Here is a 23,128-nt window from a genome sequence, read left to right on the forward strand (position 1 = left end):
GAGACTTGACACGGTGGCCTTGTACTAGCGTGCGCACCAGGGACTGGAGAATTCGAAGCGAAGGGCGGCCATAGCCGCCTCATGTCTGGCATTAAACGGCGACGACCAACCGAACCGCTACGAAGCATCGGCAACATGGCACGCGTGATCGAGCAAGCCTTCGGCTGAGCCGCTGCCGTTGTCTACGTCGAGGCCGCTATTCACGACGAGCCAGCCGTCTTTTGCAGCCGACGGTCCCGCGCCCGTCACGAGGATCGTTTGCATGGCCATCGCATCTGAGCCCGGGTTATCGCGCGAAACGAGGCGAAATGGATCGCTCGCGCTGGTCAGTGCGGTGACGCGCATGATCCGGTAACGGCTGCTGTTTAGCGTGTCCCAATGCCACTCACCGGGCGCGTCTTTCGCATGACGCGCGAGCGCGTCCGTGATATCGCTTCGCATGCAGTCGATGTGAATATGCAACTGGTTCTGCGAGCGGCGATATTGCGAGTTGATTTCGAGCCCCAATTGATTATCCGGCAGCGTTCGTTTGACCGATTGATTGACGTAAGTCCGCGCGGCCCACGCGTCGGTCCAATAGTTTTGCGCGTGCGGCGCCAGCACGAGCGGACTTTCGATACCGCTGATGCGATCTGTCGGAATCAGCAGATACTGCGAGCGTCCGACGATATCCTTCAGGATTGCATAGTGTTTGTCGAGATCGACAGCCGTGCATTGGCCCGGCGTGCCGGTCGCCTGTTGCGACGGCACGCAGCGCAACTCGACGATTTTCCACAACGCGTTCGAATCGACACCGGCAAGGCGTGCGCATCCTGCAGCGGCGAGCGCAATCGCCAGTGCCGCGGCTACTCGGCGGGCGTAACGCGCGCCGTTGTACAGTCGCGCGCGGTGATGAGATTCGGAAAGCGAATACGTATTGGTAAGTGTCTTGGTCGACGGGCGGTGCAAGGCTTTTCTTAACGGCATCTTTTAATCGGAGTTAGAGCACGGGTGGCGGCAAAGCGCCGAGTAATTGTTCGAACGCCACGCCGATCGCGAGCAGCCGCCTGTCGCTGCCAAGCGGTCCATCCAGTTCGAGGCCGACGGGCAAACCTTGCGCGCTCATCCCGGCCGGCAAGGAGAGTCCCGGAATGCCCGACGTGCTGGCTGGATCGGTGTTGCGCAGGAAAGCCTCCATGGTGTCGATCGACGGCGCGCCATCGATGGATACCGTCGACGAACCGTTGATATCGTCGATCGGCACGGCGGCGAGCCGCGTGGTCGGGAACAGTAGCGCGTCGACACGTTCGTCGGCAAAAGTCGCGGCGATGTAGGCCTGCAAAAGCGGCCGCCAGTGATTGAGCGCCGCCTCATAACGCGAGTCGAGCGTGCCCGCGAGCACCTCGTCGTAGATCGCGCGCACGTCGGGGCTCGCAATGCGGGCCGCCAGTTCGGCGACGGTCTGCACTGGCGCCTGGTTGGCGGCGAGCCAGGCGGCCAGATCGTCGCGCGCTTCGTGGATCGCAATCGGGCCGCCGACCATGCCGTTCAGATGTTCAAGCTCGCTCATGGCTACCGGCACAAAAACCACGCCTGCTGCTTCGAGCCGTTTTAATGCGGTCCGAGCGACGTCTTCGACCTGCCGTTCGAGACCTTCCCACAGCGGCGCGGGCAAGCCGATGCGCAAGCCGGTCAGCGAGACCGTGAGCAACGGACCGTCGCCGGTGATCACGCCGTCGAGCAGCGCGATATCGGCGACGGTGCGCGCCATCGGCCCGACTGTATCGCGCGTATGGCTGATCGGCACGACGGCATCGGGATCGTGATAGCGCCGCTCGGCGCCGCCATTGCCCACGGACGGACGAAAGCCCGAGGTGCCCGTGAGCGCGGCAGGAATGCGGGTCGAGCCGCCGGTGTCGGTGCCGAGGCCCGTGGGCACGATGCGCGCGGCAATTGCCACGGCCGTGCCGCCCGACGATCCGCCCGGCATCAGCGCTGGATCGTAGGGATTGCGCACGGGGCCCGCATGCGCGGCCAGATTCGTGCTCGTGATACCGAACGCGAGCTCGTGCATGTTCGCCTTGCCGAGAATGATCGCACCGGCGTCGACGAGCCGCTGCACCGACCGCGCATTGGCGGCCGGCACGAAGCCTTCGAGGGCCGGCGTGCCCGCCGAGGTCTGCAACCCCACGGTATTGATGTTGTCCTTCACGACGATCGGCAAGCCGGCAAGCGGCAGTTGCGCCTTTGCCCCGGCGGGCAGCGCGTCGAGGCGCTGCGCGGCGGCGAGTGCGCCGTCGAGATCGATCACCGTCAGCGCGTTGAGTGTCGAGAGCGCACCCGCGCGCGCGAGCAATGTGGCGACGTAGTCCGTTGCGTTGAGCCGACCGGACTGGATCGCGGCGACGGCTTCGGTTGCGCTCAACGCGAGTTGTTCATCGACGGTCCATGTCATGGTCGCGTCTCCTTATCGTTCAGTGTCCGGCCGGCGCGAACGTTTGATGAAGCGCAGTGCGACACGCGCAAGCGCAGGCACGAGCCGCGGACGCAGCAGCCGTGCATCGTAGCCACCCATGCGCCGGTCGTTTTCCGCGAGACATAGCTCGATGAGCTCGCGCTTTTCCAGCCCTTTACCGATCACGCTGCTGTTTGCGGGCAGGAAGTTCGAATCCCGCGCGACGCCATTCGCGTCGATGCCCCTGGCGATCGCCACGCGATCCCAGATCAGCACGGCCCAGATGGCGACCACGCGCAGTGCATGCCACGGCCTGCGCCATAGCGGCATGTTACGTCGATGCCATGCGACCCAGTTGATGAAAAAAAGAATGTGGCGCGCTTCTTCCTGAATCACGGGTTCGAAAGTCTCGACGAGCGCCTCCGGAAAATACCCCGACTGCTGCGCCGCGCGAAACAGGCCGAACGCGAAGAAACTGTCGATGCACTCGCTATAGCCGGTGCGCATCCACGCCCATTCGGGGTCGCGCGGCGCAGGATAGGACGGCTCAGGCGCGATCCCGATGCCGTAGGCGGCGATCAGCCTGGAGAGCACACGCTTGTGACGCGCTTCTTCGTCGCCGTCCATCGTAATGGCTTCGCGCAGCAGCGGGTCGTTCAATTGCGCGGCGTAGGTATGGACGTTGATCGACGCGCGGCCTTCGGTTTGTACCGCGATGTCCCAGATCGGCAGCGAACAGAGCCGCTGGAGTGCGTCGGGCGGCAGCGCCGGCCAGTCGATCACGGCAGGCTTATAGGGATCATGGGTTTCGAGCAGCATGCTGCAAAACATGTGCTTGTGCGCGCCGGAGCCGATCTTCACGGGCGCAAGGCCGGTGAATGTCCAATGGCGCAGGCTGCGGTCTTCGGCTACATCTGTCAATGTGTCGGCCATGGCAAGCGTACAGGGAGCGAACTCGATGTGTCGCCTATTCTGTCACAACGCCCGGAACGCGACGCTGGCGACGCACGGCCGCCAGCGCTTATCGGCCTCACTGGTGATTATCGACCCACATGCGTGCCCAGCGGAACGCGTAAGCGAGCGCGTGTTCTTCGTCGAAGAAGTAGTCGAGCGCGTCGAAGCAATACGCCTGGCGGCGGCTTGCACTGGCTTTTTCGATGGTCAGGTTGGCGGCGAACAGCCCATTGGGTAAAAGTTGCGCGGCCGGTGCGACTTCGTAGCCCTTGTAGCGGATATGTGAATTCATAGTCGTGGCAGTCAGTATGCCCGCATCTGTTGCAAGGAGCCGGTGCATATAACGCCAGGCGTTCGCGTTTGCGTTGGCATCAGGCGGCGGATGAGTCAGCGGGCAGGCTCAAGCGTAGGCCGCACTGAAGGGCCCGTGAACCAATCTTTCTTCGCATGCAAATCAGCGAGTATCCGGAAGGTTCTTCCTAAGACCGGATAACGGCCTATTCGCTGGGTTCGGACACACTATCCCGCGTGACGGGCGATTGGTCTGTTATGTGCCGCACGGTTCCGGCGAGCGACGGCGCCGTGGCCGCGAGTGCAGCGCGACGGCATCGGGCGAGGCGAGGGCTTGTTTAGACCGCGTGCAGCAGACGCGCAGGTTGCGCTTGCGGGATAGCGCTGCCAGATGCATTCGGGCTTGCCGCGCGATGCGCGTTGAACGCGAGCGCAAATTGGGCGGCTTGCTGGCCGACTGTGGCGAGTTGGTCGACGACCTTCGCGTCCGAACAGGTGTCGCTGGTCTCGAAGCGCGTTTCCAGCGTGTTGATGCCGGCGCCGAACGGCGTGGGCCAGCCGCGCAATGCGTGGACGATCGAACGCAGCGAAGTCAGCACCGAGCCCGCGGCCTGCCAGCCGTAGGCCGTGACGATGCAGCCGACCGCGCGGCCATCCAGATACGGACGCTCGTCGGCGCGCAGTTCTTCGAGCGTGTCGAGCGCGTTTTTCACCAGACCGGAGACGCCGCCGTGATAGCCGGGTGTCGCGATAATTAGCGCGTCGGCGTGGCGCACGGCTTCGATCAATTCGAGCTGCTCGTCGGTGCGTTCGTTGTGCTCGGGCGCGTAATGCGGCAGGCTATGCAGGAACGTGCCGCCGAACAGCCGGGTGTTCGCACCGGCCGCTTCGGCGCCGCGCAACGCAAAGCCGAGCGCACGCTCGGTCGACGAGGCTGCACGCGTCGTGCCGCCAATGCCGATGACGAGCGGCCGGCGGTGATGATCGAAACTGGTCAACGAAATGCTCCTTCTGTAGCGGCTCACTGACGCTCTGGCGCGGGGCTGCGCGCAGGCGCGTCGGGCGAACCGGACTTTGAAGTGTCATCTTAATGAGCGGGGCGTCCGGCACTAAGCGACTTTTTGTTCTAACGATATAACCGCGAGGTGTGGCGGCCGGCGGCGGGTGCGCGAGAGCTGTTCGACACGGCTCGACGGCTGTTTCGCGTGCGCCTGCATTGCCACTGAAGCCGTGCGGATAAGCATATGGCGAACCATTGTTTGGGCCGGCGAGGGCGCGACGCTATGATCGGAGCGTCTCCTCCATGACACTCCTTGACATGGGACTCGGCCTCGCCACTTTGGTGGTGGGGCTTTTTTTCTTCGCGTTGCGCGCGACGCACGCGCATGCCGCTTCACGATTCAGCCGTTTCTCGCGTGCTACGATGGTCCGCGAAACGATTCCAGGCGAGGTCGAGCAGGCAAATGGCAACCCTCTATGACATGCTCGGCGTGCCCATGCACGCCACCGAAGATGAGATCAAGCGCGCTTACCGCAAGGCCGCGATGAAGTGGCATCCGGACCGAAACGCGGGCGCCGAGGCAGTGGCGCGCGCCACTTTCCAGGAGATCAAGGACGCGTACGCGATTCTCTCCGATCCCGCCCAGCGCAAGGTGTACGACGCGGTCTACGCCGCGCAGATGCGTGATTGGGAAGCGCAGCGCACGCGTCATCAGCAGGCGCAAGCGGAGCGCGAGGCGGCGGCGCGTGCGGCTGACGAAGCGGCCTACGCCCAAATGGTTTCGCTCGCCATGCGTTTCGCCGACGATGGCCATAACCGCGATGTGCTGTTCGGCGTGTTGCTCGGGCGCCAATGCGAGGCGAGCCGCGCCGCACGAATCGCGGACAGCGTGGCGGCATTGCAGGCGTCGCGGCGAGAGGCCGCTGCTAATGCGGCTGCTAGTCCGGCTGCGGACGTGAGCGCGGAATCGCCAACCGCGAGCGCCGACAAAAAACAAACTGCCCGTGATGATGCCCATGGCGACGCACAAGACGACGCACACGCCGCGCGTGCGAATCACCGCAAGCACGACGAAGCCATAAACGAAGCCAACCCAGCCGGTGCCCTCGGCGGTCTATGGTTCCAGTTCCTCAATGGCCTGAGATTCTGATTTGCTGCACCCGGATCGAGCGTATTGCGGCAGGCAACCGACAGCCCGGTGAAAGAATTACGCGGCTTTGCTCCGCTCCAGGTACAAATTCCCGTAGCGCGCAAAATAAAGACATCGTAGTGTCACGGGGACGCAAGACTGAGCGGGCACAATCGCATACACAAGAAACGAAAAACAGAGTACGGGGTAAGCGTGACCAAAAAATATAAAGTGCTGTTTCTCTGCCGCGAGAATTCAGCACGCAGCATCATGGCCGAAGCTTTGCTGCGCGAACTGGCCGGACACCGGTTCGAGGCATTCAGCGCCGGGCCGGAGCCGGCCTTGCGGGTTCATCCGCTTGCGGTCGCGCAATTGCGGCCCGGCGTTTCCGATCTCGGCGTGCTGTGCCCGAAGAGCTGGCTCGAATTCACTGGTGAATGGGCGCCGCGCATGGATCTCGTCGTCGCGCTAGATGAAACCGTTGCCGCAAACCATGCGCCTGTCTTTCCGGGGAATCCTGCGCTATGTAGCTGGGATTTTGCCGATCCGCTCGCCGACGGCGTGGCAGATGCGGAACGCGTTCGTCTTTTCGAAAAGGCGTTCTGGCAAATCGTGCGTCAGTTGAGCGCGTTTATTGATTCACCGAAATATGCAGTGCCCGCTGCAGTGCCGGCGCGAGCAACGCCGCTGCACGACGCATGCACTCGTGCGCCAGCCAATTTACCCAACCTGTGACGTACGGCGATAGCGCTTATGCGCTAGCGGCTCAACGATCGCCCGAGCGCGCGAGCGGACTTCCTGCGAACGGGTCGTTCTTCCAGTCCACGCGTTTCTTCGGCTGCGGCGCGGGTGCGGGCGGAGCCGATAATTCAAAGTGGTCGATTGATTGGCCTGCGCTGATTGCCTGCTTGAGCCATTGAGGCATGTCCCCCTGGCCGTCCCAGCTATCGCCCGTTGCGCTGCGGTAGCGAGCGTTTTTTTGCGCGGCCGGTTCGGCTGCCAGTACGGCGGCAAGGTCTTCCGGTTTGATGCCAAACTCTTCCATGCGATGGCGGAGATACGCAATGATGCTATCTCGCTTCCTTTCGTCCATAAGATATTCGTCCTTCTAAAGCGTCCAGCGTTCTGTCAAATGCAGATTGCGAGGAAATCCCGCGAAAGCTTGGAGTCCATTTAAATGGCGCCGGCCCGCGGTGAGGTTATTGATCGAAATTGGGAAAACGATGATGACGATGCACTGATTTCGGGCGGCTGGTCTCATGTCCGCGCTCCGTCTCCGGCCAGTGTTTTGCGCGGAGCCGATTCTTCTGGTTATGTCAGCATCATAACGCACTGCGCGCGTAATGCACGCACCGTTTCCACTGATTTTCTCGCCTTTGAACGCCATCCGTAGATTGCCGGCTCCGCTCGCCGTATTGTTCGCGAGTTCGGGCTCGAGAGTTTGAATTCCTCGGCGCCCGAGCTATAAAAGAAATAGCGGAGAGAACAATCCGTGTTTTCCAGCTTGTGGCGTCTGGTTCCGGATTGCGGTGAATGCATCCGGCACGGCTACAGCGCGGGCGACTCGTTATTGGCTGCATTCGCTGAGGTTGCATCCAATGAGTCAACGCAGCAGGCTCGCGTCACGGTTGGCGCTTCCGTCGGCCCGGATTGGGCTATCTGGCTTTTTCGGACGGATCGATTCTTCAGGAGGGAGGACACTGCTGCGCCGGATTTAAGGAGTGTGGACATGAAACTACCTTTATTGATGGCCGTCGCGAGCGCGGTTCTGTTCCTCGCGCCGCGAGCAGCGAGCGCTGACGATACGATGACTCAACCGGCTGCCGGCACGTCCGCCGGTCACAGGCTGATGCAGCATGCCAATGAATCGGCGCAAGCCACCACCGACATGTCGTTGGGCGAGCCCGCCACGCCGGGCTCGCAATCGGCGCAGGATGTCTCGTATGGCGGAGCGGCGGCAGGGCGGTCGGAATCGGGAAGCCGGCAAAATATGCCTTGCTCCGCCGGACCGCAATGCAGGATTTACTTCGGCCGGTAAGAGTGGCTCATGTGAAGGCGATGCGCTGGAGCCGCATCGCCTCGCGAATCTCTCCATGCTGTTGACGCCTTGCGCAAGCCACATGCCCAACGGTTCCTGCGCGTCCCTATACGGCATAACGCAATAACCCCACCCGCGACTGCAATTTTTCGCAGTCTTCAGCGAACGATTTAATACGATGTTAAGGTGTGTTCCGTTCAGGATGCATCCACCGGTTTTTGTCGATTGATCCAAAAGCAGGCCACTACGGCCTGCTTTTCTATTGGTGCTGTGGTCTGCGCGAATCGATCAGTACGGTGATTTGTCACATGCAGCCGCCCCAATCCCATTCGTTGTTGGTAACCCGCAAACAGTACTATGTTGAGAGAAGATGATCTGCCGACGAGCGCTGTCGCTCCGGACGATGGCGCGTCGTCGCCCCTGCGTTCATGGCTCGCCGTCGTGGCCGTTGCAATCGGCGCCTTTGCATTCGTGACGACGGAGTTTCTGCCCGTCGGACTGTTGCCTCACATCGCGGCCGATCTCGGTGTGTTGCCGGGCACGGCCGGGTTGATGGTCACCGTGCCCGGCGTCATCGCGGCGATCTCGGCGCCCGGACTGATGCTGGTTGCGGGCCGTATGGATCGCCGGCGCGTATTCCTTTTACTCACGGCGTTATTGCTGGCGTCCAACGTGATCTCCGCAATTGCGCCGAACTTCCTGGTGATGCTGGTGGGACGCGCATTGCTCGGCGCCGCATTGGGCGGCTTCTGGACACTCGCGACCGCGGCGTCTGGGCGTCTCGTGCGGCCCAAAGATTCGGCTCGCGCAATGGCGACGATTCTCACCGGCGTAACATGCGCAACGGTGATCGGCGTGCCGCTTGGAACCTTCATCGCAAGCTTCGCGTCGTGGCGCACGTCGTTCATGGCAACCGGCGGCCTCGTCGCGAGTGCGCTCATTGCGCAATTCGTGTTCGTGCCGTCGTTGCCGTCGAGCGCCGCATTGCGTCTGCGCGATCTGATTTCGCTGCTGCGCCGGCCGCATCCGCGCAGAAGCATGATGATGGTTGGCCTGGTATTCGGCGCGCACTTTTCGTCGTACACCTACATCACACCGTTCCTGCTGCACAACGCGAATTTGACAATGCCGACAATCACATGGCTGTTGCTCGGCTTCGGCATCATCGGGTTCATCTCGAACTTTGCCGTTTCGTCGACGGTCACACGCAGTCTCAACGTATCGCTGGGCGCAATGATTTCGCTGCTGATGTTGGCGCTGGTTTTACTGCCGGTGTTGCAGCATTCGTCGATAGGCGTGATCGCGCTCGTGCTCGCGTGGGGCGTCTCGTTCGGCGCGTTGCCGCTATGCTTCAGCATCTGGATTCAGCGCGCGACGCCCGATTCGCCCGAAGCGGGCTCCGCGCTGTTCGTGGGCATCATTCAGGTGGCGATCGCGGTGGGCTCGCTGGTGGGTGGCCTTGTGGTCGATCACGTGGGCATGTCGACCGACTTTCTGTTCGGCAGCGGCCTCGCGTTGCTCGGGCTCGCGGCGCTGGCAAGTTTCGGCAGAAGCGCGGTGGGCAAGTCCGCGGCGAATGCGGCGACTCGTGCCGAATGCTCTGCCGCGTGTGGCGACTAGTCAGGCGGGCAGGGGTGGCGGATATCGCGGGTGTCGTGGCTGTCGACGCGGGTGTTGATTTTCGCGCGGACGCCCACAATTTCATTTGCTGACGATGAAACGCCCGATGACTGCTGACAGGTGAAACAAGAGCCGATGAAAAAAGTGCAATCGACACAACCCTCTGCCACGCGCGCGGAACTGCTTTGCTTCCTCGTGGCAATCGCAGCGGCATCGTACGCGTTGAGTGCACAGTGGCGCGTGGACCACGTCGTGCAATGCTGCCGCCAATGGCTTGTCAAAAACGACATGTCGATGGACTGGCTCGAACGCGTGACGATCGGACAACTCGCTTTGAAAATCGCGAGTCAGGATCTGAAGGATGCGGGCGTGGCCGTTCGACTGTCGAATGTACAGGCGCTGTTCACGAGCGAAATGGAGCTGAACGAAGCGAGCACCATGGTTCAGCGGATGATGGCGCTCTGTCAGGAAGCGCTTTGACATAGCGATTGACGAGCGGTCGCGCCGCCCGTCGCGCCGGCCCAATCGCAATTGAAGCAAACCATTCTTTCGTCTCTTCGCCGCAAGCCCGTTCGTCACTGTGATTTGCAAATCAAATTTGTCCTGACGATTTTATCCAAGCAGTTGATTCAAAACAGATTGTAAGAATCGCTTGCGATCAAGTTGATAAATGAGACTGGCCCGACCCGTGACCGCATTCTTGATGGTTGCGTAAATTAAATCCGGCCTAGCGCGATTCCTCGGCTTCCAGGGTCAATTTTCGGTTACCCAATGCGCTGGCCGACGCCGCGCGGGCATTCGCTTTCGCGAGCAGGGTTATATTTCGGACCATCCATTGTCGGAAGACGGTAAGCGCCTCGCGTGGGCCGTTCGCGATGTTTCGCGCGCATGAGGCACGATAGCGATGGCGCTGAGGTAACGGATAGCTTCCGGAAGACCTCCGGACGATCAGACTGTGGGTGGCGAAGTGGGTTGCCTGGTCAACTCCGGCGCAAACACCGGGATTGGCGTGTCGTCCGCGTGCAGCTTGAAGGACGCAATCGTGCAGATCTGCGGCGCTTCGGTCAACGGCTCGCACCGGGCCTCGCACTGGCCGACCCAGCGCCCCATGCTGGCAGGGTCGAGGTTCACACCGTCGCGTGCGGCAATCGCCGACTGTCGGTACAGCGGTTGATGACCAGCGAACTTCGAGACGAGGATGTCGGCCAGCAGGCTCGGATGCAGCGATGCTGCGCTTAATCGGCAGGCCCGGCATCGGCGGCAGCAGGTGCAGACTGCCTTGCGCCGGATTGTGCGAATCACCTTGAACATTGCAGCGACACGGGCGAGTCGCCCAGACGCGTCGTCGCCGGGTGATTGCATAGCGCCGCCTCAATTGGGCAACTCGAATCGGGTTCAAGTATGTGCTCTTCGCGCGAGAGATGCGGTGGCAACGCCTCCTTCGCGGCTGTTGCACCGACGGCCACGTTTGCGCCCGATGCGCGAGCGCGGCAAACATCCGCGACACCACGCCCGCCGGTCAGTTCCTCCAGTTCGGTCTCAAGCCGTTCGATCTGCCGGTCCAGTTGCTCGGACTTGAGGCTGGCTTTGAGCCGTTCTATCTCGATATCGCGCTCAGCGAGCTGTCCTTGCGACTTCACGTCCGCGATGACAGGAGCGGTGAGTAAGTCCGTCGAGATTCAATCCCGGTCCGCGCGAGGGGCAATCGGACTGTAAGCCGGTGGTGTTAGCGCTGCGCCCGCGTCGTACGACCACACGACCAAACGGCTACACGTGCAATCAACGTTGTACAAAGTGGGCTGTTGGCCGGCTGTTGGCAGCGAAGGCAACAATGGGATGCTCCGACGTCGGCGGCGCGTGGTGATGGGGAGAAGCATTGGTCGTCAAAGGGGCGGCAGGCGGTTTGCGGGGCGGTCCTAATGTCGCACATTCACCATCGTCGTCGTATGAGGCGCAGCGGCCTCGCCTCGTTGGACGTGTTGCAACTGGCTCGCCGTCAGCTATTCCTCCCGGTACTCTGCAAACACGGACGTCGCAGGGCGTAACATGCCGATGCAGCTACAAAAATGAGAGCGCGTCTTGTCAAGATGTTCCTTATTGTCGAGTTAGATGTTTCGTTGCGGCGCTGAGTGACGCCGCACAGCGCGTCCTTACTGGCTGGAGTGATTGCGGCGACGCTCCACGCGCATGCGCCCCGGTGGCTCAAAGTACGTCCCGAACCGCACCAGCCCGGTCTTCTTCATGTGGCACGTCATCTCGAAGCTCACGAGTACGCCGGGGTCCTGGTTGTCGGTAATCTCGACGTCGATCGCGCGAATCCGGGGTTCGTACTTCAGCAGTGTCGCTTCCATCTGCTGCCTGAGCAGATGCGAGGAGGAGGGCAGGGCTTTGTAGATGTTCGTGAGGTCCGGTAATCCATAATCAGGCAGGTGCTTGACCGCACCCGCGCGCGTGTTCAGGATGCGCCGAACGTTCTGCTGGACGCTCATGATTTCGAGCGTCCTGTCGTCGTAGGCGTCGAGCGGCTCGCCGCCGATCTGGCCGAGCAGCATGTCGTAGAGCGAGGGGCCGGGCATCGTCTGCTCCGTCAGGCGCCGTCACCAGCAGGCACGGCGTCGCTCATGGGCGCAACGGCTGCCGCAAATGCGTCGCCACGGTCCACAAAGTCGATCGTGAGCGCCCCGTCGGGCGAACCCGACAGCCGGATTTCCGCAGACGCCTCGCCGTTCGCCATCCGCGAGAGCAATTCACGTGAGACGGTCGGCAGAATGCGCTGGTTGAGGAACGCGTCGACATTGCGTGCGCCCGACTCGCGCGCGAGGCAAAGCTCTGCCAGCGAATCGACGAGGCTGTCTTTGCTTCCCTGTCTGCATGTAGGGCGGGCTGTGCAAATACCGACATCCGGCAGTGATTGGAGGCTGCTGTCCGGGTGCGACGAATAGAAGGTGGCCGACGCGGTGAACGCGGTCAAGCCAGATACCATGGCGTTTGGTCGCCTCGAGCCTGGCGTGTCAACCGTCGACGATGTGCTGCGTCGGGCCGGCAAGCCTGAGACCATCTGGCAGGACGATGATGGTTCCCGGCGATTTGAATTACGATTGGCCGCCAAGCCGCCATTCCAACTCTCCGATTCGCTTTTGCTATCAACCTTGCCAATTCTCGGATTGAGATCGCATCGCGCGCCTCGTATATTGGCGTGAACGGCAGCACACGCCGGACACGACAACAACCGGAGGACACGCCGCCCGGCGCGCCGACGGCACCCGTCATGGGATCGGAGTAAGCGCTAAAGCGCCGACTCCGATCGACAGGAGGCACGAATGAATCGAATCGATCTGGAAGGGCGCGTCGTCGCCATTACCGGCGGCGCGCGCGGCATCGGCTACGCGGTGGCGCAGCGGGCGCTGAACTCGGGCGCGTCGGTTGCGCTATGGGACATCGACGCCGAGCGTCTTGCGCGCAGTCAGCGCGAACTCGCCGAATTGGGCAAAGTCACCGCCGTGACCGTCGAACTCACTCAGGAAGCGGCTGTCGCTCATGCTGTCGCGCAGACCGTCCTCGATCACGGCGCGCTCGATGTGCTGGTCAATTGCGCAGGCATTACCGGCGGCAACGGCGCGACATGGGAACTGGAACCGGACGTGTGGCGCCGCGTCATCGACGTCAATCTGATCGGTCCATATCTCACCTGCCGTGCGGTCGTTCCGCAAATGCTGCAACAGGGCTATGGGCGGATCGTCAATATCGCGTCAGTCGCGGGCAAGGAGGGCAACCCGAACGCATCGCACTACAGCGCGTCGAAGGCGGGACTCATCGGCTTGACGAAATCGCTCGGCAAGGAACTCGCCACGAAGAACATTCTCGTCAATGCGGTCACGCCCGCTGCGGCCAAGACCGAGATCTTCGATTCAATGTCGCAGCAGCACATTGACTACATGCTCTCGAAGATTCCAATGAACCGTTTCCTGCTGCCCGAAGAAGCGGCATCGCTGATCCTGTGGCTCGCCTCCGAAGACTGCGCATTCAGCACCGGTTCGGTGTTCGACCTGTCAGGCGGACGCGCGACGTACTGAGTATCGGCTGATACTTTCGCGCTGCGCGCAGCGCGAGCCGCACATCACACAAAGAACCGCGAAGCCGCCACGGCGCGCTACGCGAAGGAGACGACATGGACCCGCATGCGAGCGCTTCACTCGAAGCGATCAACAGCAAGGTGATGCGCCGGCTGTTGCCATTCCTGCTGCTGATGTATGTGCTGGCGTTTCTCGATCGCGCGAACATCGGCTTCGCGCAAAAAGCGCTGCAGCACGACACGGGCCTGTCGAACGCGGCGTTTGCGTTCGGTGCGGGCGTGTTCTTCGTCGGCTATGCATTGTTCGAGGTGCCAAGTAATCTGCTGATGCATCGCGTCGGCGCGCGAGCGTGGATGTGCCGCATCATGGTGACATGGGGACTCGTATCGGCTGCGATGTGCCTCGCGCATACCGCTACGATGTTCTACACGCTGAGGTTCTTATTGGGCGTCGCCGAGGCCGGCTTCTTCCCCGGCGTGATCTATTACCTGACGCACTGGTTTCCCCAACGAGCACGTGCTCGCGCCGTCGGCATGTTCTATTTCGGCGCGCCGCTGGCCTTTATTTTCGGCAGTCCGTTATCGGGCTCCCTGCTCGAACTGAATGGCGCGTTGGGCCTCGCCGGCTGGCAGTGGCTCTTTCTCGTCGAAGGCATTCTGGCTTCGGCGGTAGGCGTGTGGGCGTTCTGGTATCTCGACAACCGTCCCGAAGACGCCCGCTGGCTCAACGCGCAAGAACGCACGAGCTTGCATTTTGCTCTCGACGAAGACGCGCGTGCAGCCTCCGCTCATGGACCGCATCGCATTCTCGCCGCGCTGGTGGATCGTCGCGTGTTGCTGTTCTCTCTGATCTATCTGCTCATCCAGGTGAGCGTATATGGCGTGATCTTCTATTTGCCGCAACAGGTCGCGGCTTTGCTGGGCACGACGGTAGGTTTTCGCGTCGGCCTCGTCGCCGCATTGCCGTGGCTGTGCGCATTGGCTGTGACCTGGTACGTGCCGCGCCGGGCCGATCGAACCGGCGGACACCGGCGTTGGGCGGCCGCGTTGCTGGTGATCGCCGGTCTTGGCATTGGCGTGTCGGGACTCGCGCATAACCCCTCCATCGGACTGATTGCACTGTGCTGCGCGGCGAGCGGTTTCATCGCGGCACAACCGCTTTTCTGGACCTTTCCCACGCGTCTGCTCACAGGTGCGGCTGCCGCGGGCGGCATCGCGCTCATCAACTCGCTCGGCAGCCTCGGCGGCTTCATTGCGCCGAGCTTGCGCATGGCTGCTGAACGCGCGTTTTCCTCGACATCTGCGGGACTGGTCGTGCTCGGCGCATCGAGTCTGCTGGCGGCGCTGCTGATCGGCACGCTATTGCGCCGACATGGCGCAGAGGCGTCCGGCTCTTTTCACGACTTGCTGCATCGCGCCCGCTAGGCGCATTTCCGGCTACACGTTCGACGCCCATCACGGAGCCCCTCTCTCATGGCCATGCCCACTATCCGGCACGTGCGTGCCTTCATCGTCCGCGGCGGCGGAGCGGACTATCACGACCAACCCGGCGGACACTGGATCGACGATCACATCTCCACGCCGATGGCACGTTACCCTGAGTATCGCCAGAGCCGCCAGTCGTTCGGCATTAATGTCCTCGGCACGCTGGTGGTCGAAATAGAAGCGAGCGACGGCACGGTCGGCTTTGCGGTGACGACGGGCGGCGAGATAGGCGCGTTCATCGTCGAAAAACATCTGGCGCGTTTTCTTGAAGGTCAGCTCGTGACCGACATCGAGAAGATGTGGGATCAGATGTATTACGCCACGCTTTACTACGGGCGCAAGGGCGTGGTGCTCAATACGATTTCCGGCGTTGATCTCGCTTTGTGGGATCTGCTCGCGAAGGTACGCAAGGAGCCGGTGTATCAACTATTGGGCGGTCCCGTGCGCGACGAACTCGTGTTCTATGCGACCGGCGCACGCCCGGACCTCGCGAAGGAGATGGGTTTTATCGGCGGGAAATTGCCGTTGCAGCATGGCCCCGCGGAAGGCGAAGCGGGACTCAAACTCAATCTTGAGAAACTCGCGGACATGCGCAGCCGCGTCGGCGACGACTTCTGGCTGATGTACGACTGCTGGATGAGCCTCGACGTGCCGTACGCAACGCGTCTCGCGCAAGCCGCGCATGAATATGGACTGAAATGGATCGAAGAGTGCCTGCCGCCCGACGACTACTGGGGTTACGCCGAACTGCGCCGCAACGTGCCGCGCGGCATGATGGTGTCGACCGGCGAACATGAAGCGACGCGTTGGGGTTTTCGCATGCTGCTGGAAATGCAATGCTGCGATCTGATTCAGCCGGACGTGGGCTGGTGCGGCGGCATTACGGAGCTGATCAAGATCTCCGCACTCGCGGATGCTCATAACGTGATGGTGGTGCCGCACGGTTCGTCGGTGTATAGCTATCATTTCGTCGTCACGCGTCATAACTCGCCGTTCTCCGAGTTTCTGATGATGGCGCCCAAAGCGGATGAAGTCGTGCCCATGTTCACGCCGCTTCTACTCGACGAACCCGTGCCTGTGAATGGGCGAATGAAAGTGCCGGATACGCCTGGCTTCGGCGTGCGGCTCAATCCGGAATGCGCGCTGGTGCGGCCTTATCCGCGTTGATTGCTTGCGCATGGCCTGGCATCGCTCGCGTTTCAGCATCATTCAGCAAAGGAGAATGACGTGCTGCTCAAGGACAAGGTCGTGATCGTCACCGGCGGCTCGCGTGGCATTGGCCGTGCGATAGCCGTCGCGTGCGCAGCCGAAGGCGCGGATGTCGCGATCAACTACTGGGGCGATAACGACGCATCGTATGGACGCCGTTCGGCCGTCGCTGAAGTGGTCGAGGAAATCGAGGCGCTGGGGCGGCGCGTGATCGCGATTGAAGGCAACGTTGCCGCGCGCGAAACGGGTCAGCAACTGGTGCGCCAGACGGTCGATGCATTCGGCAAGGTGGACGTGCTCGCGAGCAACGCCGGCATCTGTCCGTTCCATGCGTTTCTCGACATGCCAGCGGACATTCTGGAGTCGACCGTCGCCGTCAATCTGAACGGCGCGTTTTACGTCACGCAAGCGGCCGCGCAGCAGATGAAAGCGCAAGGCACGGGCGGCGCGATTGTCGCGACGAGTTCGATCAGCGCGCTGGTAGGCGGCGGCATGCAGACGCATTACACGCCGACCAAGGCCGGCGTCCATTCGTTGATGCAGTCGTGCGCGGTTGCGTTGGGACCGTACGGCATCCGCTGCAATTCGGTCATGCCCGGCACCATCGCCACGGACCTCAACGCCGAAGATCTCGCCGACGAGGCAAAGAAAGCTTACTTCGAAAAGCGCATTCCGCTGGGCCGTTTGGGCCGCCCGGAAGACGTGGCCGATTGTGTGGTGTTCCTCGCGTCCGACCGCGCGCGCTATGTGACGGGCGCGGCGTTGCTCGTCGACGGCGGCCTGTTCGTCAATCTGCAATAACGCGCGATGCTTACTTCAACCGACCGGTGCCGAAGCGATAATGGGTTGCGTGGATGCCGTGGGGTCGTCGCGTGCAAGACGGCGCGAGAAACCGCGCAACAGTTCGATGAAGCGCAGCGCCGGTTCCGCGAGCGGTTCTTCCTTGCGCGTGAGAATGCCGAAGCCGGCAAGGCTCTTGCCGATTTCGAGCGGCAACGCGACCAGCAGTTTGCCGCGCAAATGATCGCGCACGACCGACTCCGGCAGCATCGCAACCGCATCATAATTTTCGAGCAGTTGCAGTGTGGCGAAGATAGAAGCGCATTCGGTGAGATTGACCGGCGTGGCGAGTCCCGCACGCGCGAGTTCTTCCTCGAACAGGACGCGCGCGGGACTCGTGACGGGTTGCGCGACCCACGGCCAGTCGATCAATTCGCGCAGCGTGATGCGCGAACGGCTCGCGAGCGGATGTACCGAACGCACCACGAGCAGCAAGGTCTCTCGCGCCAGCGGCTCGAAACTGAAATCGTTGTGTTGCAAGGGACTTGTCAGGCGTCCAAGCGCAAGATCGACTTCGCGGCGATGCAGCAACTGCACGACCTGGTCGCTGGTTTCACCGAGAATGCGCACGTTCAGCAGCGGGCTTTCGGTTTTCAGCGCGGCGACGGCCATTGCCATCAGATCGGGCGCAGCGCCCATGATCGCGCCCACGGTCAATTGACCATGACCGCCGCGGCGTTTGACTTCGAGGTCTTCGGCAAAGCGCGTGAGTTCTGCGAGCGCGCGCCGTGCGTACGCCAGCGTGACGACGCCAAGCGGCGTAGGCGTCATGCCGCGCGCGTTGCGCTCAAACAGCAGAAAGCCGAACGCTTCTTCAATATCGCCGAGCATGCGGCTCGCGCTGGGCTGCGCAACGTTCACAGCGTCGGCGGCCTGATGGAGATTGCGCGCGTCGTCGAGCGCAACCAGTAGTGCGAGGTGCTTGAACTTGAGCCGATTGACGAGTGCGACGGTAGCTGAGAGTTGGCTCATGGTTGCGGTGCGATTCGGTTTGTGGATCGCCCAATCCCAAACGCGGATTGAGATGCTATCGACGCAGGAATTATAGTCTTTGAAGACGCTTGTACGGCTACGCCGCGAATGCGCCTGAAGAGAGGAGACAAGCCTCATGGAGACAATCGCTTTCCGGATGGTGCTCAACCCCGGCATGCGCGAAGAATACGAACGGCGTCATGCGCAAATCTGGCCGGAACTGGTTGACGCATTGCACAACGCCGGCGTGCGCGAGTACCGCATCTTCTTCGATCCCGGCACGGACCATCTTTTCGCCGTGCTCACGCGGACGACGAATCACACAATGGACGCGCTGCCTGAACTCGAAGTCATGCGCAAATGGTGGGATTACATGGCCGACATCATGCATACAGCCCCGGACCATACGCCGCTTCAGGAACCGCTTGAACAGGTGTTTCGTTTGAGTTCGCTTGGCTGACTCTCACGTTGAGTTTCACGCTTGAAACGACGGAGGCATTGCATGCAGGTTGTCGATTCGCATATCCATTTGTGGGACCTGAAAACGCATCGTTATCCGTGGCTGGAAAATCCGGGCGTTTCGTTCGTCGGCGATGCGCGCGATCTGAAGCACGACTATCTGCTCGACGATCTTCTCGGCGAAGCGGGCGACATCGATGTGAAAAAACTCGTGCACGTGGAAGCGAATCACGATCCTGCCGATCCCGTCGAGGAGACCCGCTGGGTGCAGTCCGTTTCGGATCGTCACGAATCGCGCGGCATGCCGAATGCGATTGTCGCCGCGGTGGATCTGTCCGCAGCCAACGCGCCTGGGTTGCTCGAAGCGCATGCGTCGTTCGCGAATACGCGCGGCGTCCGGCAGATTCTCAATGTGCATGACAACAAGCTGTTCGATTACGTCGGCCGGCATTACATGCGCGAGCCGCAGTGGCGCGAGAACTTCGCGTTGCTGCGCCGTTACGGCATGTCGTTCGATCTGCAACTGTATCCGTCGCAAATGGAAGAGGCCGCAGTGCTCGCGCGCGCGCATGCCGACACCTTGTTCGCCGTCAATCATGCGGGCATGTTCGTGGACCGCGACAGCGTTGCCGGTTATCGGGCATGGCGCGAGGGCATGCGCATGCTCGCGGATTGCGGCAACGTCTGCGTGAAGATCAGCGGACTCGCGATGTTCGATCATCAATGGACCGTGGAAAGCTTGCGGCCCTATGTGCTCGAAACGATCGACACGTTTGGCGTGGAGCGCACGATGTTTGCATCGAACTTTCCCGTCGACCGTCTGTTCGGCTCTTACGCCGACTTGTGGCATGCGTATGCATCGATTGTCGACGGTGCGAGCGTCGCGGAGAAAGAGGCGCTGTTTTGCGGTAACGCGGAACGTTTCTATCGCATATGAAGCGGTTCAAGCGGGCGCGCTGCAAACTCGCGCAGCCTGCGCGCCTCACAACGCCAAAGAAGGAGACACGCAGTGCAGCAACCCTCAACCGCTCAGCCGAGGCTCGAACTGCGGCATGCGAGCAAATCATTCGGCCGGGTCCGTGCGCTATCCGACGGCGATCTCTCGCTGTGGCCGGGTGAAGTGCATGCGTTGCTCGGCGAGAACGGCGCGGGCAAATCGACGCTCGTGAAGATCCTTGCGGGCGTGCATCAACCGGATACCGGCGAGTTGCTCGTGGACGGCGTGGCGCGCCGCTTTGCGACGCCCGCCGAAGCGCGCGATGCCGGGCTCGCGGTGATCTATCAGGAGCCGACGCTGTTCTTCGACCTGTCGATTGCGGAGAACATCTTCATGGGGCGGCAGCCTGTCGACCGGATCGGCCGCATTCAGTATGATGCGATGCGCCGCGAGGTGGACGGCTTGCTCGCGTCGCTCGGCGTCGATCTGCGCGCGGATCAACTGGTGCGCGGCTTGTCGATTGCGGATCAGCAGGTGATCGAAATTGCGAAGGCGTTGTCGTTGAACGCGAACGTGCTGATCATGGACGAGCCGACGGCAGCTTTATCGCTGCCCGAAGTCGAGCGGCTCTTTGCAATCGTGCGCAAGCTGCGCGAGCGGGACGTGGCGATTCTGTTCATTACGCACCGGCTCGACGAGGTCTTCGCGCTGACGCAACGCGTCACCATCATGCGCGACGGCGCAAAAGTGTTCGACGGCCTGACCGCCGATCTCACCACCGAAGCCATCGTGGCAAAAATGGTCGGCCGCGATCTGGAGACGTTCTATCCGAAGGCCGAGCGGCCGCCTGGCGAAGTGCGCCTGTCAGTGCGCGGCCTCACGCGCGTGGGCGTTTTCAAGGACATTTCCTTCGACGTGCGGGCAGGCGAAATCGTCGCGCTAGCGGGGCTCGTCGGTGCAGGGCGCAGTGAAGTTGCGCGCGCGATCTTCGGCATTGACCCGCTGGACTCCGGCGAAGTCCTGATTAGCGGCAAGCGGCTGACGGTGGGCAGTGCGGCGGCCGCGGTGCGAGCGGGCCTCGCGCTCGTGCCGGAAGACCGGCGGCAACAGGGACTCGCGCTGGAGTTGAGCATCGCGCGCAATGCGTCGATGACGGTGCTCGGCCGGCTCGTCAAACACGGCCTCATCACCACGCGCAGCGAGACGCAGTTGGCGAATCAGTGGGGCACACGCCTGCGCCTGAAAGCGGGCGATCCAAACGCGCCGGTCGGTACGCTGTCGGGCGGCAATCAGCAAAAGGTCGTGCTCGGCAAGTGGCTTGCCACGAACCCGAAAGTCCTGATCATCGACGAACCCACGCGCGGTATCGACGTCGGCGCAAAAGCGGAGGTATATAGCGCGCTAGCTGAACTCGTGCGCGACGGCATGGCCGTGCTGATGATTTCGAGCGAATTGCCGGAAGTGCTCGGCATGGCCGACCGCGTGCTGGTGATGCACGAGGGGCGGATCAGTGCGGACATCGCGCGCGTCGAAGCTGACGAGGAACGCATCATGGCCGCTGCGCTCGGACAACCGATTCCACCATTGGGGAACGCGGCATGATGCGCCATTCGTCAACTCATCCCGCGCCGGTCCAGGCGCCGCCGCCGTCCAGGCGCTCGGCGGGTACGTCTGGCGGTTTCGCCGCGAGCCTCGCGAAAAGCCGCGAGACGACGCTCTTTATTGTGCTGATTCTGCTGATCGCGGGAACCGCACTTGCGAGGCCGCAGTTCCTGAATCTGCAAAATCTGCGTGACGTGTTGCTCAATGTGTCGATCATCAGTTTGCTCACTGCCGGCATGACCGTGGTGATTCTGATGCGTCATATCGACCTGTCGGTCGGCTCGACGGTCGGCATCAGCGCATATGCGGTGGGCAGCCTGTATGTCGCGTTTCCGCAGATGCCGGTGATCGTCGCGCTTGCGGCGGGGCTCGCCATCGGTCTCGCGGCGGGCGGCATCAACGCGCTGCTTGTGGCCGTCGGGCGTGTGCCCTCGCTGGTGGCGACGCTCTCCACACTCTACATTTTCCGCGGTGCCGACTACGCGTGGGTACACGGCGGACAGATCAACGCGACCAGTTTGCCTGATGCGTTTTCGCGTCTCGCTACGGGCACGTTGCTAGGCATACCGACGCTCGCGTTGATTGCGGTCGTCGTGCTACTTGCGCTCGCGATTTATCTGAAGCAGTTTCGCGGCGGCCGCGAGCACTATGCGATCGGCTCGAATCCCGAGGCTGCGCGGCTTGCCGGCGTGAATGTCGAAAGGCGTGTCATGGCGGGCTTTCTGCTGTCCGGCGCGATTGCGGGCTTCGCGGGCGCATTGTGGCTAGCGCGCTTCGGCACCGTCGATGCCAGCACCGCCAAGGGCATCGAACTGCAAGTCGTGGCGGCCGCCGTGGTGGGCAGCGTCGCGATTACCGGCGGCGTCGGCACGATACTCGGCGCGACGCTTGGCGCGCTCGTGCTCGGCGTAATCAGCATTGCGCTCGTCGTGCTGCACGTGTCGCCGTTCTGGGAGCAGGCGATTGAGGGCGCATTGATCGTCGCGGCCATTACCGCCGATACGTTGCTGGCCCGCTCCGTCGCCAAACGCATGATGAGGAAACGCGATCATGGCTAAACCGGATTCCGCGCTGCTCACGCGCAAACGTGAAACGCCACTGCAATGGGAAGTGTTGCTGGTGATCGTGCTGATCTTGTCGCTCGTGCTCGGACGCGTGCTGTCGCCGGTGTTCCTGAGCGGCGCGAATCTGAGCAACGTGTTGGCGGATCTCACCGAAATCGCGTTGATGGCGCTGCCGATGACGTTGATTATCGTCGCCGCTGAAATCGATCTGTCGGTGGCTTCGGTGCTCGGTGCATCGAGCGCATTAATGGGCGTGCTGTGGCACATGGGCTTGCCGATGCCGGTCGTAATCGCGCTCGTGCTGGTTGCCGGCGCATTGGCGGGGCTGCTGAACGGGCTCGTGATCGTGAAGCTGAACCTACCTTCGCTCGCGGTCACGATCGGCACGCTGGCGCTCTTTCGCGGTCTTGCGTATGTGCTGCTCGGCGATCAGGCCGTCGCTGATTTTCCGGCGGCTTATACAGCGTTCGGCATGGATACGCTCGGCTCGACTTTTATCCCGGTGCCGTTTGCGATCGTGATTGTCGGCGCGGTGCTGTTCACGGTGCTGCTGCAATCCACCGCGTTTGGCCGCAGCCTCTACGCAATCGGCGCCAATCCCACCGCCGCCGCATTTTCCGGCATCGAAGTGACAAAGATCAGACTGCGTCTTTTCGTGCTGTCGGGTTTAATGAGCGCGCTCGCCGGCGTCGTCTACACGCTGCGCTTCACCAGCGCGCGCGGCGATAACGGCGAAGGCTTCGAGTTGTCGGTAATCGCAGCAGTACTGTTCGGCGGCGTGAGCATTTTCGGCGGACGCGGGTCGATGATCGGCGTGCTGCTGTCGCTGCTGATTATCGGCGTGCTGAAAAACGCATTGACGCTCGATGATGTATCGAGCGAAACGCTCACCATCGTCACCGGCGTGCTGTTGCTTGCGTCCGTGCTGATACCGAACCTGGTTGCGCGCTGGCGCGCGGCGCGCGACCGGCGCTTCATCGCGAAGTCCGCTTCTTCTTTATAACGCGATCATCAAACCTGGA

24 protein-coding genes and 2 pseudogenes are annotated in these 23,128 nt (G+C 62.0%); 16 read left to right on the plus strand and 10 right to left on the minus strand.

Translation table 11 applies throughout. The annotated features are described in order from the left end of the window. Positions 1 to 117: 117 nt before the first annotated feature. From C0Z16_RS19560 to C0Z16_RS19580, 5 genes are all read right to left on the minus strand, one after another. Positions 118 to 966: a CDP-diacylglycerol diphosphatase gene (locus tag C0Z16_RS19560; protein ID WP_102633763.1), complete on the minus strand. Its 849-nt coding sequence runs from the start codon at positions 964 to 966 to the stop codon at positions 118 to 120. Between the two features lie 13 nt (positions 967 to 979). After that, on the minus strand, positions 980 to 2,434 hold the full coding sequence (gene iaaH / locus C0Z16_RS19565) for an indoleacetamide hydrolase (RefSeq protein ID WP_102633764.1): 1,455 nt from the start codon (positions 2,432 to 2,434) through the stop codon (positions 980 to 982). Between the two features lie 12 nt (positions 2,435 to 2,446). Beyond that, positions 2,447 to 3,367 (minus strand): aminomethyltransferase, encoded by a 921-nt coding sequence (locus C0Z16_RS19570; protein ID WP_102633765.1) that lies wholly within the window; start codon positions 3,365 to 3,367, stop codon positions 2,447 to 2,449. A 97-nt stretch (positions 3,368 to 3,464) separates the two neighbouring features. Next, complete coding sequence (locus C0Z16_RS19575) at positions 3,465 to 3,680, minus strand: transcriptional regulator (RefSeq protein ID WP_102633766.1); 216 nt, start codon at positions 3,678 to 3,680, stop codon at positions 3,465 to 3,467. 337 nt (positions 3,681 to 4,017) lie between these two features. Continuing rightward, positions 4,018 to 4,677 (minus strand): NADPH-dependent FMN reductase, encoded by a 660-nt coding sequence (locus C0Z16_RS19580; protein ID WP_102633767.1) that lies wholly within the window; start codon positions 4,675 to 4,677, stop codon positions 4,018 to 4,020. Between the two features lie 305 nt (positions 4,678 to 4,982). Here C0Z16_RS19580 and C0Z16_RS37795 point away from each other — a divergent pair, with 305 nt between their 5' ends. The 3 genes from C0Z16_RS37795 to C0Z16_RS19590 all read left to right on the plus strand — a co-directional run bounded on the left by C0Z16_RS37795 (position 4,983) and on the right by C0Z16_RS19590 (position 6,543). Beyond that, positions 4,983 to 5,159, plus strand: coding sequence for a hypothetical protein (locus C0Z16_RS37795; protein WP_158244501.1), 177 nt, complete (start codon positions 4,983 to 4,985; stop codon positions 5,157 to 5,159). After that, a complete protein-coding gene (locus tag C0Z16_RS19585; protein ID WP_102633768.1) occupies positions 5,143 to 5,829 on the plus strand; it encodes a J domain-containing protein in 687 nt (228 codons plus the stop codon). Before C0Z16_RS37795 ends, C0Z16_RS19585 begins: the two co-directional genes overlap by 17 nt. A 192-nt stretch (positions 5,830 to 6,021) precedes the next feature. Then, on the plus strand, positions 6,022 to 6,543 hold the full coding sequence (locus C0Z16_RS19590; RefSeq protein ID WP_102633769.1) for an arsenate reductase ArsC: 522 nt from the start codon (positions 6,022 to 6,024) through the stop codon (positions 6,541 to 6,543). A 31-nt stretch (positions 6,544 to 6,574) separates the two neighbouring features. Here the strand turns inward: C0Z16_RS19590 and C0Z16_RS19595 are convergent, their stop codons facing one another. Further along, complete coding sequence (locus C0Z16_RS19595) at positions 6,575 to 6,901, minus strand: H-NS histone family protein (RefSeq protein ID WP_102633770.1); 327 nt, start codon at positions 6,899 to 6,901, stop codon at positions 6,575 to 6,577. Between the two features lie 84 nt (positions 6,902 to 6,985). On the opposite strand from C0Z16_RS19595, the gene C0Z16_RS37445 reads away from it, so the two are divergent. From C0Z16_RS37445 to C0Z16_RS19610, 4 genes are all read left to right on the plus strand, one after another. After that, on the plus strand, positions 6,986 to 7,201 hold the full coding sequence (locus C0Z16_RS37445; protein ID WP_146014324.1) for a hypothetical protein: 216 nt from the start codon (positions 6,986 to 6,988) through the stop codon (positions 7,199 to 7,201). Between the two features lie 336 nt (positions 7,202 to 7,537). Next, the gene (locus C0Z16_RS19600; RefSeq protein WP_102633771.1) at positions 7,538 to 7,846 is read left to right on the plus strand and encodes a hypothetical protein; all 309 of its coding nucleotides are present in this window, start codon (positions 7,538 to 7,540) and stop codon (positions 7,844 to 7,846) included. A gap of 357 nt (positions 7,847 to 8,203) precedes the next feature. Further along, positions 8,204 to 9,466: an MFS transporter gene (locus tag C0Z16_RS19605; protein WP_102633772.1), complete on the plus strand. Its 1,263-nt coding sequence runs from the start codon at positions 8,204 to 8,206 to the stop codon at positions 9,464 to 9,466. A 135-nt stretch (positions 9,467 to 9,601) separates the two neighbouring features. Next, positions 9,602 to 9,946 (plus strand): hypothetical protein, encoded by a 345-nt coding sequence (locus C0Z16_RS19610; RefSeq protein WP_102633773.1) that lies wholly within the window; start codon positions 9,602 to 9,604, stop codon positions 9,944 to 9,946. Between the two features lie 507 nt (positions 9,947 to 10,453). On the opposite strand, the pseudogene C0Z16_RS19615 reads toward C0Z16_RS19610, so the two are convergent. From C0Z16_RS19615 to C0Z16_RS19625, 3 genes and pseudogenes are all read right to left on the minus strand, one after another. Then, positions 10,454 to 11,145, minus strand: a pseudogene (locus C0Z16_RS19615) (IS66 family transposase); the annotation flags it as partial. Positions 11,146 to 11,616: 471 nt separating this feature from the next. Beyond that, positions 11,617 to 12,042, minus strand: a complete 426-nt coding sequence (gene tssE / locus C0Z16_RS19620; RefSeq protein ID WP_102633774.1) for a type VI secretion system baseplate subunit TssE — start codon at positions 12,040 to 12,042, stop codon at positions 11,617 to 11,619. An 11-nt stretch (positions 12,043 to 12,053) separates the two neighbouring features. Further along, a pseudogene (locus C0Z16_RS19625) lies at positions 12,054 to 12,320 on the minus strand (hypothetical protein); the annotation flags it as partial. Positions 12,321 to 12,786: 466 nt separating this feature from the next. On the opposite strand from C0Z16_RS19625, the gene C0Z16_RS19635 reads away from it, so the two are divergent. From C0Z16_RS19635 to C0Z16_RS19650, 4 genes are all read left to right on the plus strand, one after another. Continuing rightward, entirely contained in the window at positions 12,787 to 13,539 is a 753-nt protein-coding gene (locus tag C0Z16_RS19635) for an SDR family NAD(P)-dependent oxidoreductase (protein WP_102633775.1), read from the plus strand. Positions 13,540 to 13,634: 95 nt separating this feature from the next. After that, complete coding sequence (locus tag C0Z16_RS19640) at positions 13,635 to 14,963, plus strand: MFS transporter (RefSeq protein ID WP_102633776.1); 1,329 nt, start codon at positions 13,635 to 13,637, stop codon at positions 14,961 to 14,963. Between the two features lie 48 nt (positions 14,964 to 15,011). Then, positions 15,012 to 16,190 (plus strand): L-rhamnonate dehydratase, encoded by a 1,179-nt coding sequence (gene rhmD, locus C0Z16_RS19645; protein WP_027798377.1) that lies wholly within the window; start codon positions 15,012 to 15,014, stop codon positions 16,188 to 16,190. A 60-nt stretch (positions 16,191 to 16,250) separates the two neighbouring features. Further along, positions 16,251 to 17,033 (plus strand): SDR family NAD(P)-dependent oxidoreductase, encoded by a 783-nt coding sequence (locus C0Z16_RS19650; protein ID WP_102633828.1) that lies wholly within the window; start codon positions 16,251 to 16,253, stop codon positions 17,031 to 17,033. Positions 17,034 to 17,048: 15 nt separating this feature from the next. Here C0Z16_RS19650 and C0Z16_RS19655 read toward each other — a convergent pair whose 3' ends face one another. After that, positions 17,049 to 18,044 carry a LysR family transcriptional regulator gene (locus C0Z16_RS19655; protein ID WP_102633777.1) on the minus strand — a complete coding sequence of 332 codons (996 nt, stop codon included), beginning with the start codon at positions 18,042 to 18,044 and terminating at the stop codon, positions 17,049 to 17,051. 136 nt (positions 18,045 to 18,180) lie between these two features. Between C0Z16_RS19655 and rhaM the strand changes: the two genes are divergently transcribed. The 5 genes from rhaM (at position 18,181) to C0Z16_RS19680 (ending at position 23,109) form a co-directional block, all read left to right on the plus strand. Beyond that, entirely contained in the window at positions 18,181 to 18,504 is a 324-nt protein-coding gene (gene rhaM, locus C0Z16_RS19660) for an L-rhamnose mutarotase (RefSeq protein ID WP_102633778.1), read from the plus strand. 42 nt (positions 18,505 to 18,546) lie between these two features. Beyond that, on the plus strand, positions 18,547 to 19,440 hold the full coding sequence (locus tag C0Z16_RS19665) for an amidohydrolase family protein (RefSeq protein ID WP_102633779.1): 894 nt from the start codon (positions 18,547 to 18,549) through the stop codon (positions 19,438 to 19,440). 72 nt (positions 19,441 to 19,512) lie between these two features. Next, a complete protein-coding gene (locus C0Z16_RS19670; protein WP_102633780.1) occupies positions 19,513 to 21,042 on the plus strand; it encodes a sugar ABC transporter ATP-binding protein in 1,530 nt (509 codons plus the stop codon). Continuing rightward, positions 21,039 to 22,100: an ABC transporter permease gene (locus C0Z16_RS19675; RefSeq protein WP_102633781.1), complete on the plus strand. Its 1,062-nt coding sequence runs from the start codon at positions 21,039 to 21,041 to the stop codon at positions 22,098 to 22,100. Before C0Z16_RS19670 ends, C0Z16_RS19675 begins: the two co-directional genes overlap by 4 nt. Next, entirely contained in the window at positions 22,093 to 23,109 is a 1,017-nt protein-coding gene (locus C0Z16_RS19680; RefSeq protein WP_102633782.1) for an ABC transporter permease, read from the plus strand. The genes C0Z16_RS19675 and C0Z16_RS19680 overlap by 8 nt, the downstream gene beginning before the upstream one ends. Positions 23,110 to 23,128 lie beyond the last annotated feature (19 nt).

The organism is Paraburkholderia rhynchosiae, from assembly GCF_002879865.1.
Taxonomy (GTDB): Bacteria; Pseudomonadota; Gammaproteobacteria; order Burkholderiales; family Burkholderiaceae; genus Paraburkholderia; species Paraburkholderia rhynchosiae.

Excerpts from the sequence above, each read along its gene's own strand:
- rhmD (WP_027798377.1), top strand. The coding sequence starts at position 15,012 with ATGGCCATGCCCACTATCCGGCACGTGCGTGCCTTCATCGTCCGCGGC.
- C0Z16_RS19680 (WP_102633782.1), top strand. The coding sequence starts at position 22,093 with ATGGCTAAACCGGATTCCGCGCTGCTCACGCGCAAACGTGAAACGCCA.
- C0Z16_RS19560 (WP_102633763.1), bottom strand. The coding sequence starts at position 966 with ATGCCGTTAAGAAAAGCCTTGCACCGCCCGTCGACCAAGACACTTACC.
- C0Z16_RS19635 (WP_102633775.1), top strand. The coding sequence starts at position 12,787 with ATGAATCGAATCGATCTGGAAGGGCGCGTCGTCGCCATTACCGGCGGC.
- C0Z16_RS19575 (WP_102633766.1), bottom strand. The coding sequence starts at position 3,680 with ATGAATTCACATATCCGCTACAAGGGCTACGAAGTCGCACCGGCCGCG.
- C0Z16_RS37445 (WP_146014324.1), top strand. The coding sequence starts at position 6,986 with ATGGCGCCGGCCCGCGGTGAGGTTATTGATCGAAATTGGGAAAACGAT.
- C0Z16_RS19570 (WP_102633765.1), bottom strand. The coding sequence starts at position 3,367 with ATGGCCGACACATTGACAGATGTAGCCGAAGACCGCAGCCTGCGCCAT.
- C0Z16_RS19640 (WP_102633776.1), top strand. The coding sequence starts at position 13,635 with ATGGACCCGCATGCGAGCGCTTCACTCGAAGCGATCAACAGCAAGGTG.
- rhaM (WP_102633778.1), top strand. The coding sequence starts at position 18,181 with ATGGAGACAATCGCTTTCCGGATGGTGCTCAACCCCGGCATGCGCGAA.
- C0Z16_RS37795 (WP_158244501.1), top strand. The coding sequence starts at position 4,983 with ATGACACTCCTTGACATGGGACTCGGCCTCGCCACTTTGGTGGTGGGG.
- iaaH (WP_102633764.1), bottom strand. The coding sequence starts at position 2,434 with ATGACATGGACCGTCGATGAACAACTCGCGTTGAGCGCAACCGAAGCC.
- C0Z16_RS19595 (WP_102633770.1), bottom strand. The coding sequence starts at position 6,901 with ATGGACGAAAGGAAGCGAGATAGCATCATTGCGTATCTCCGCCATCGC.
- C0Z16_RS19655 (WP_102633777.1), bottom strand. The coding sequence starts at position 18,044 with ATGAGCCAACTCTCAGCTACCGTCGCACTCGTCAATCGGCTCAAGTTC.
- C0Z16_RS19665 (WP_102633779.1), top strand. The coding sequence starts at position 18,547 with ATGCAGGTTGTCGATTCGCATATCCATTTGTGGGACCTGAAAACGCAT.
- C0Z16_RS19605 (WP_102633772.1), top strand. The coding sequence starts at position 8,204 with ATGTTGAGAGAAGATGATCTGCCGACGAGCGCTGTCGCTCCGGACGAT.
- tssE (WP_102633774.1), bottom strand. The coding sequence starts at position 12,042 with ATGCCCGGCCCCTCGCTCTACGACATGCTGCTCGGCCAGATCGGCGGC.
- C0Z16_RS19675 (WP_102633781.1), top strand. The coding sequence starts at position 21,039 with ATGATGCGCCATTCGTCAACTCATCCCGCGCCGGTCCAGGCGCCGCCG.
- C0Z16_RS19600 (WP_102633771.1), top strand. The coding sequence starts at position 7,538 with ATGAAACTACCTTTATTGATGGCCGTCGCGAGCGCGGTTCTGTTCCTC.
- C0Z16_RS19585 (WP_102633768.1), top strand. The coding sequence starts at position 5,143 with ATGGCAACCCTCTATGACATGCTCGGCGTGCCCATGCACGCCACCGAA.
- C0Z16_RS19610 (WP_102633773.1), top strand. The coding sequence starts at position 9,602 with ATGAAAAAAGTGCAATCGACACAACCCTCTGCCACGCGCGCGGAACTG.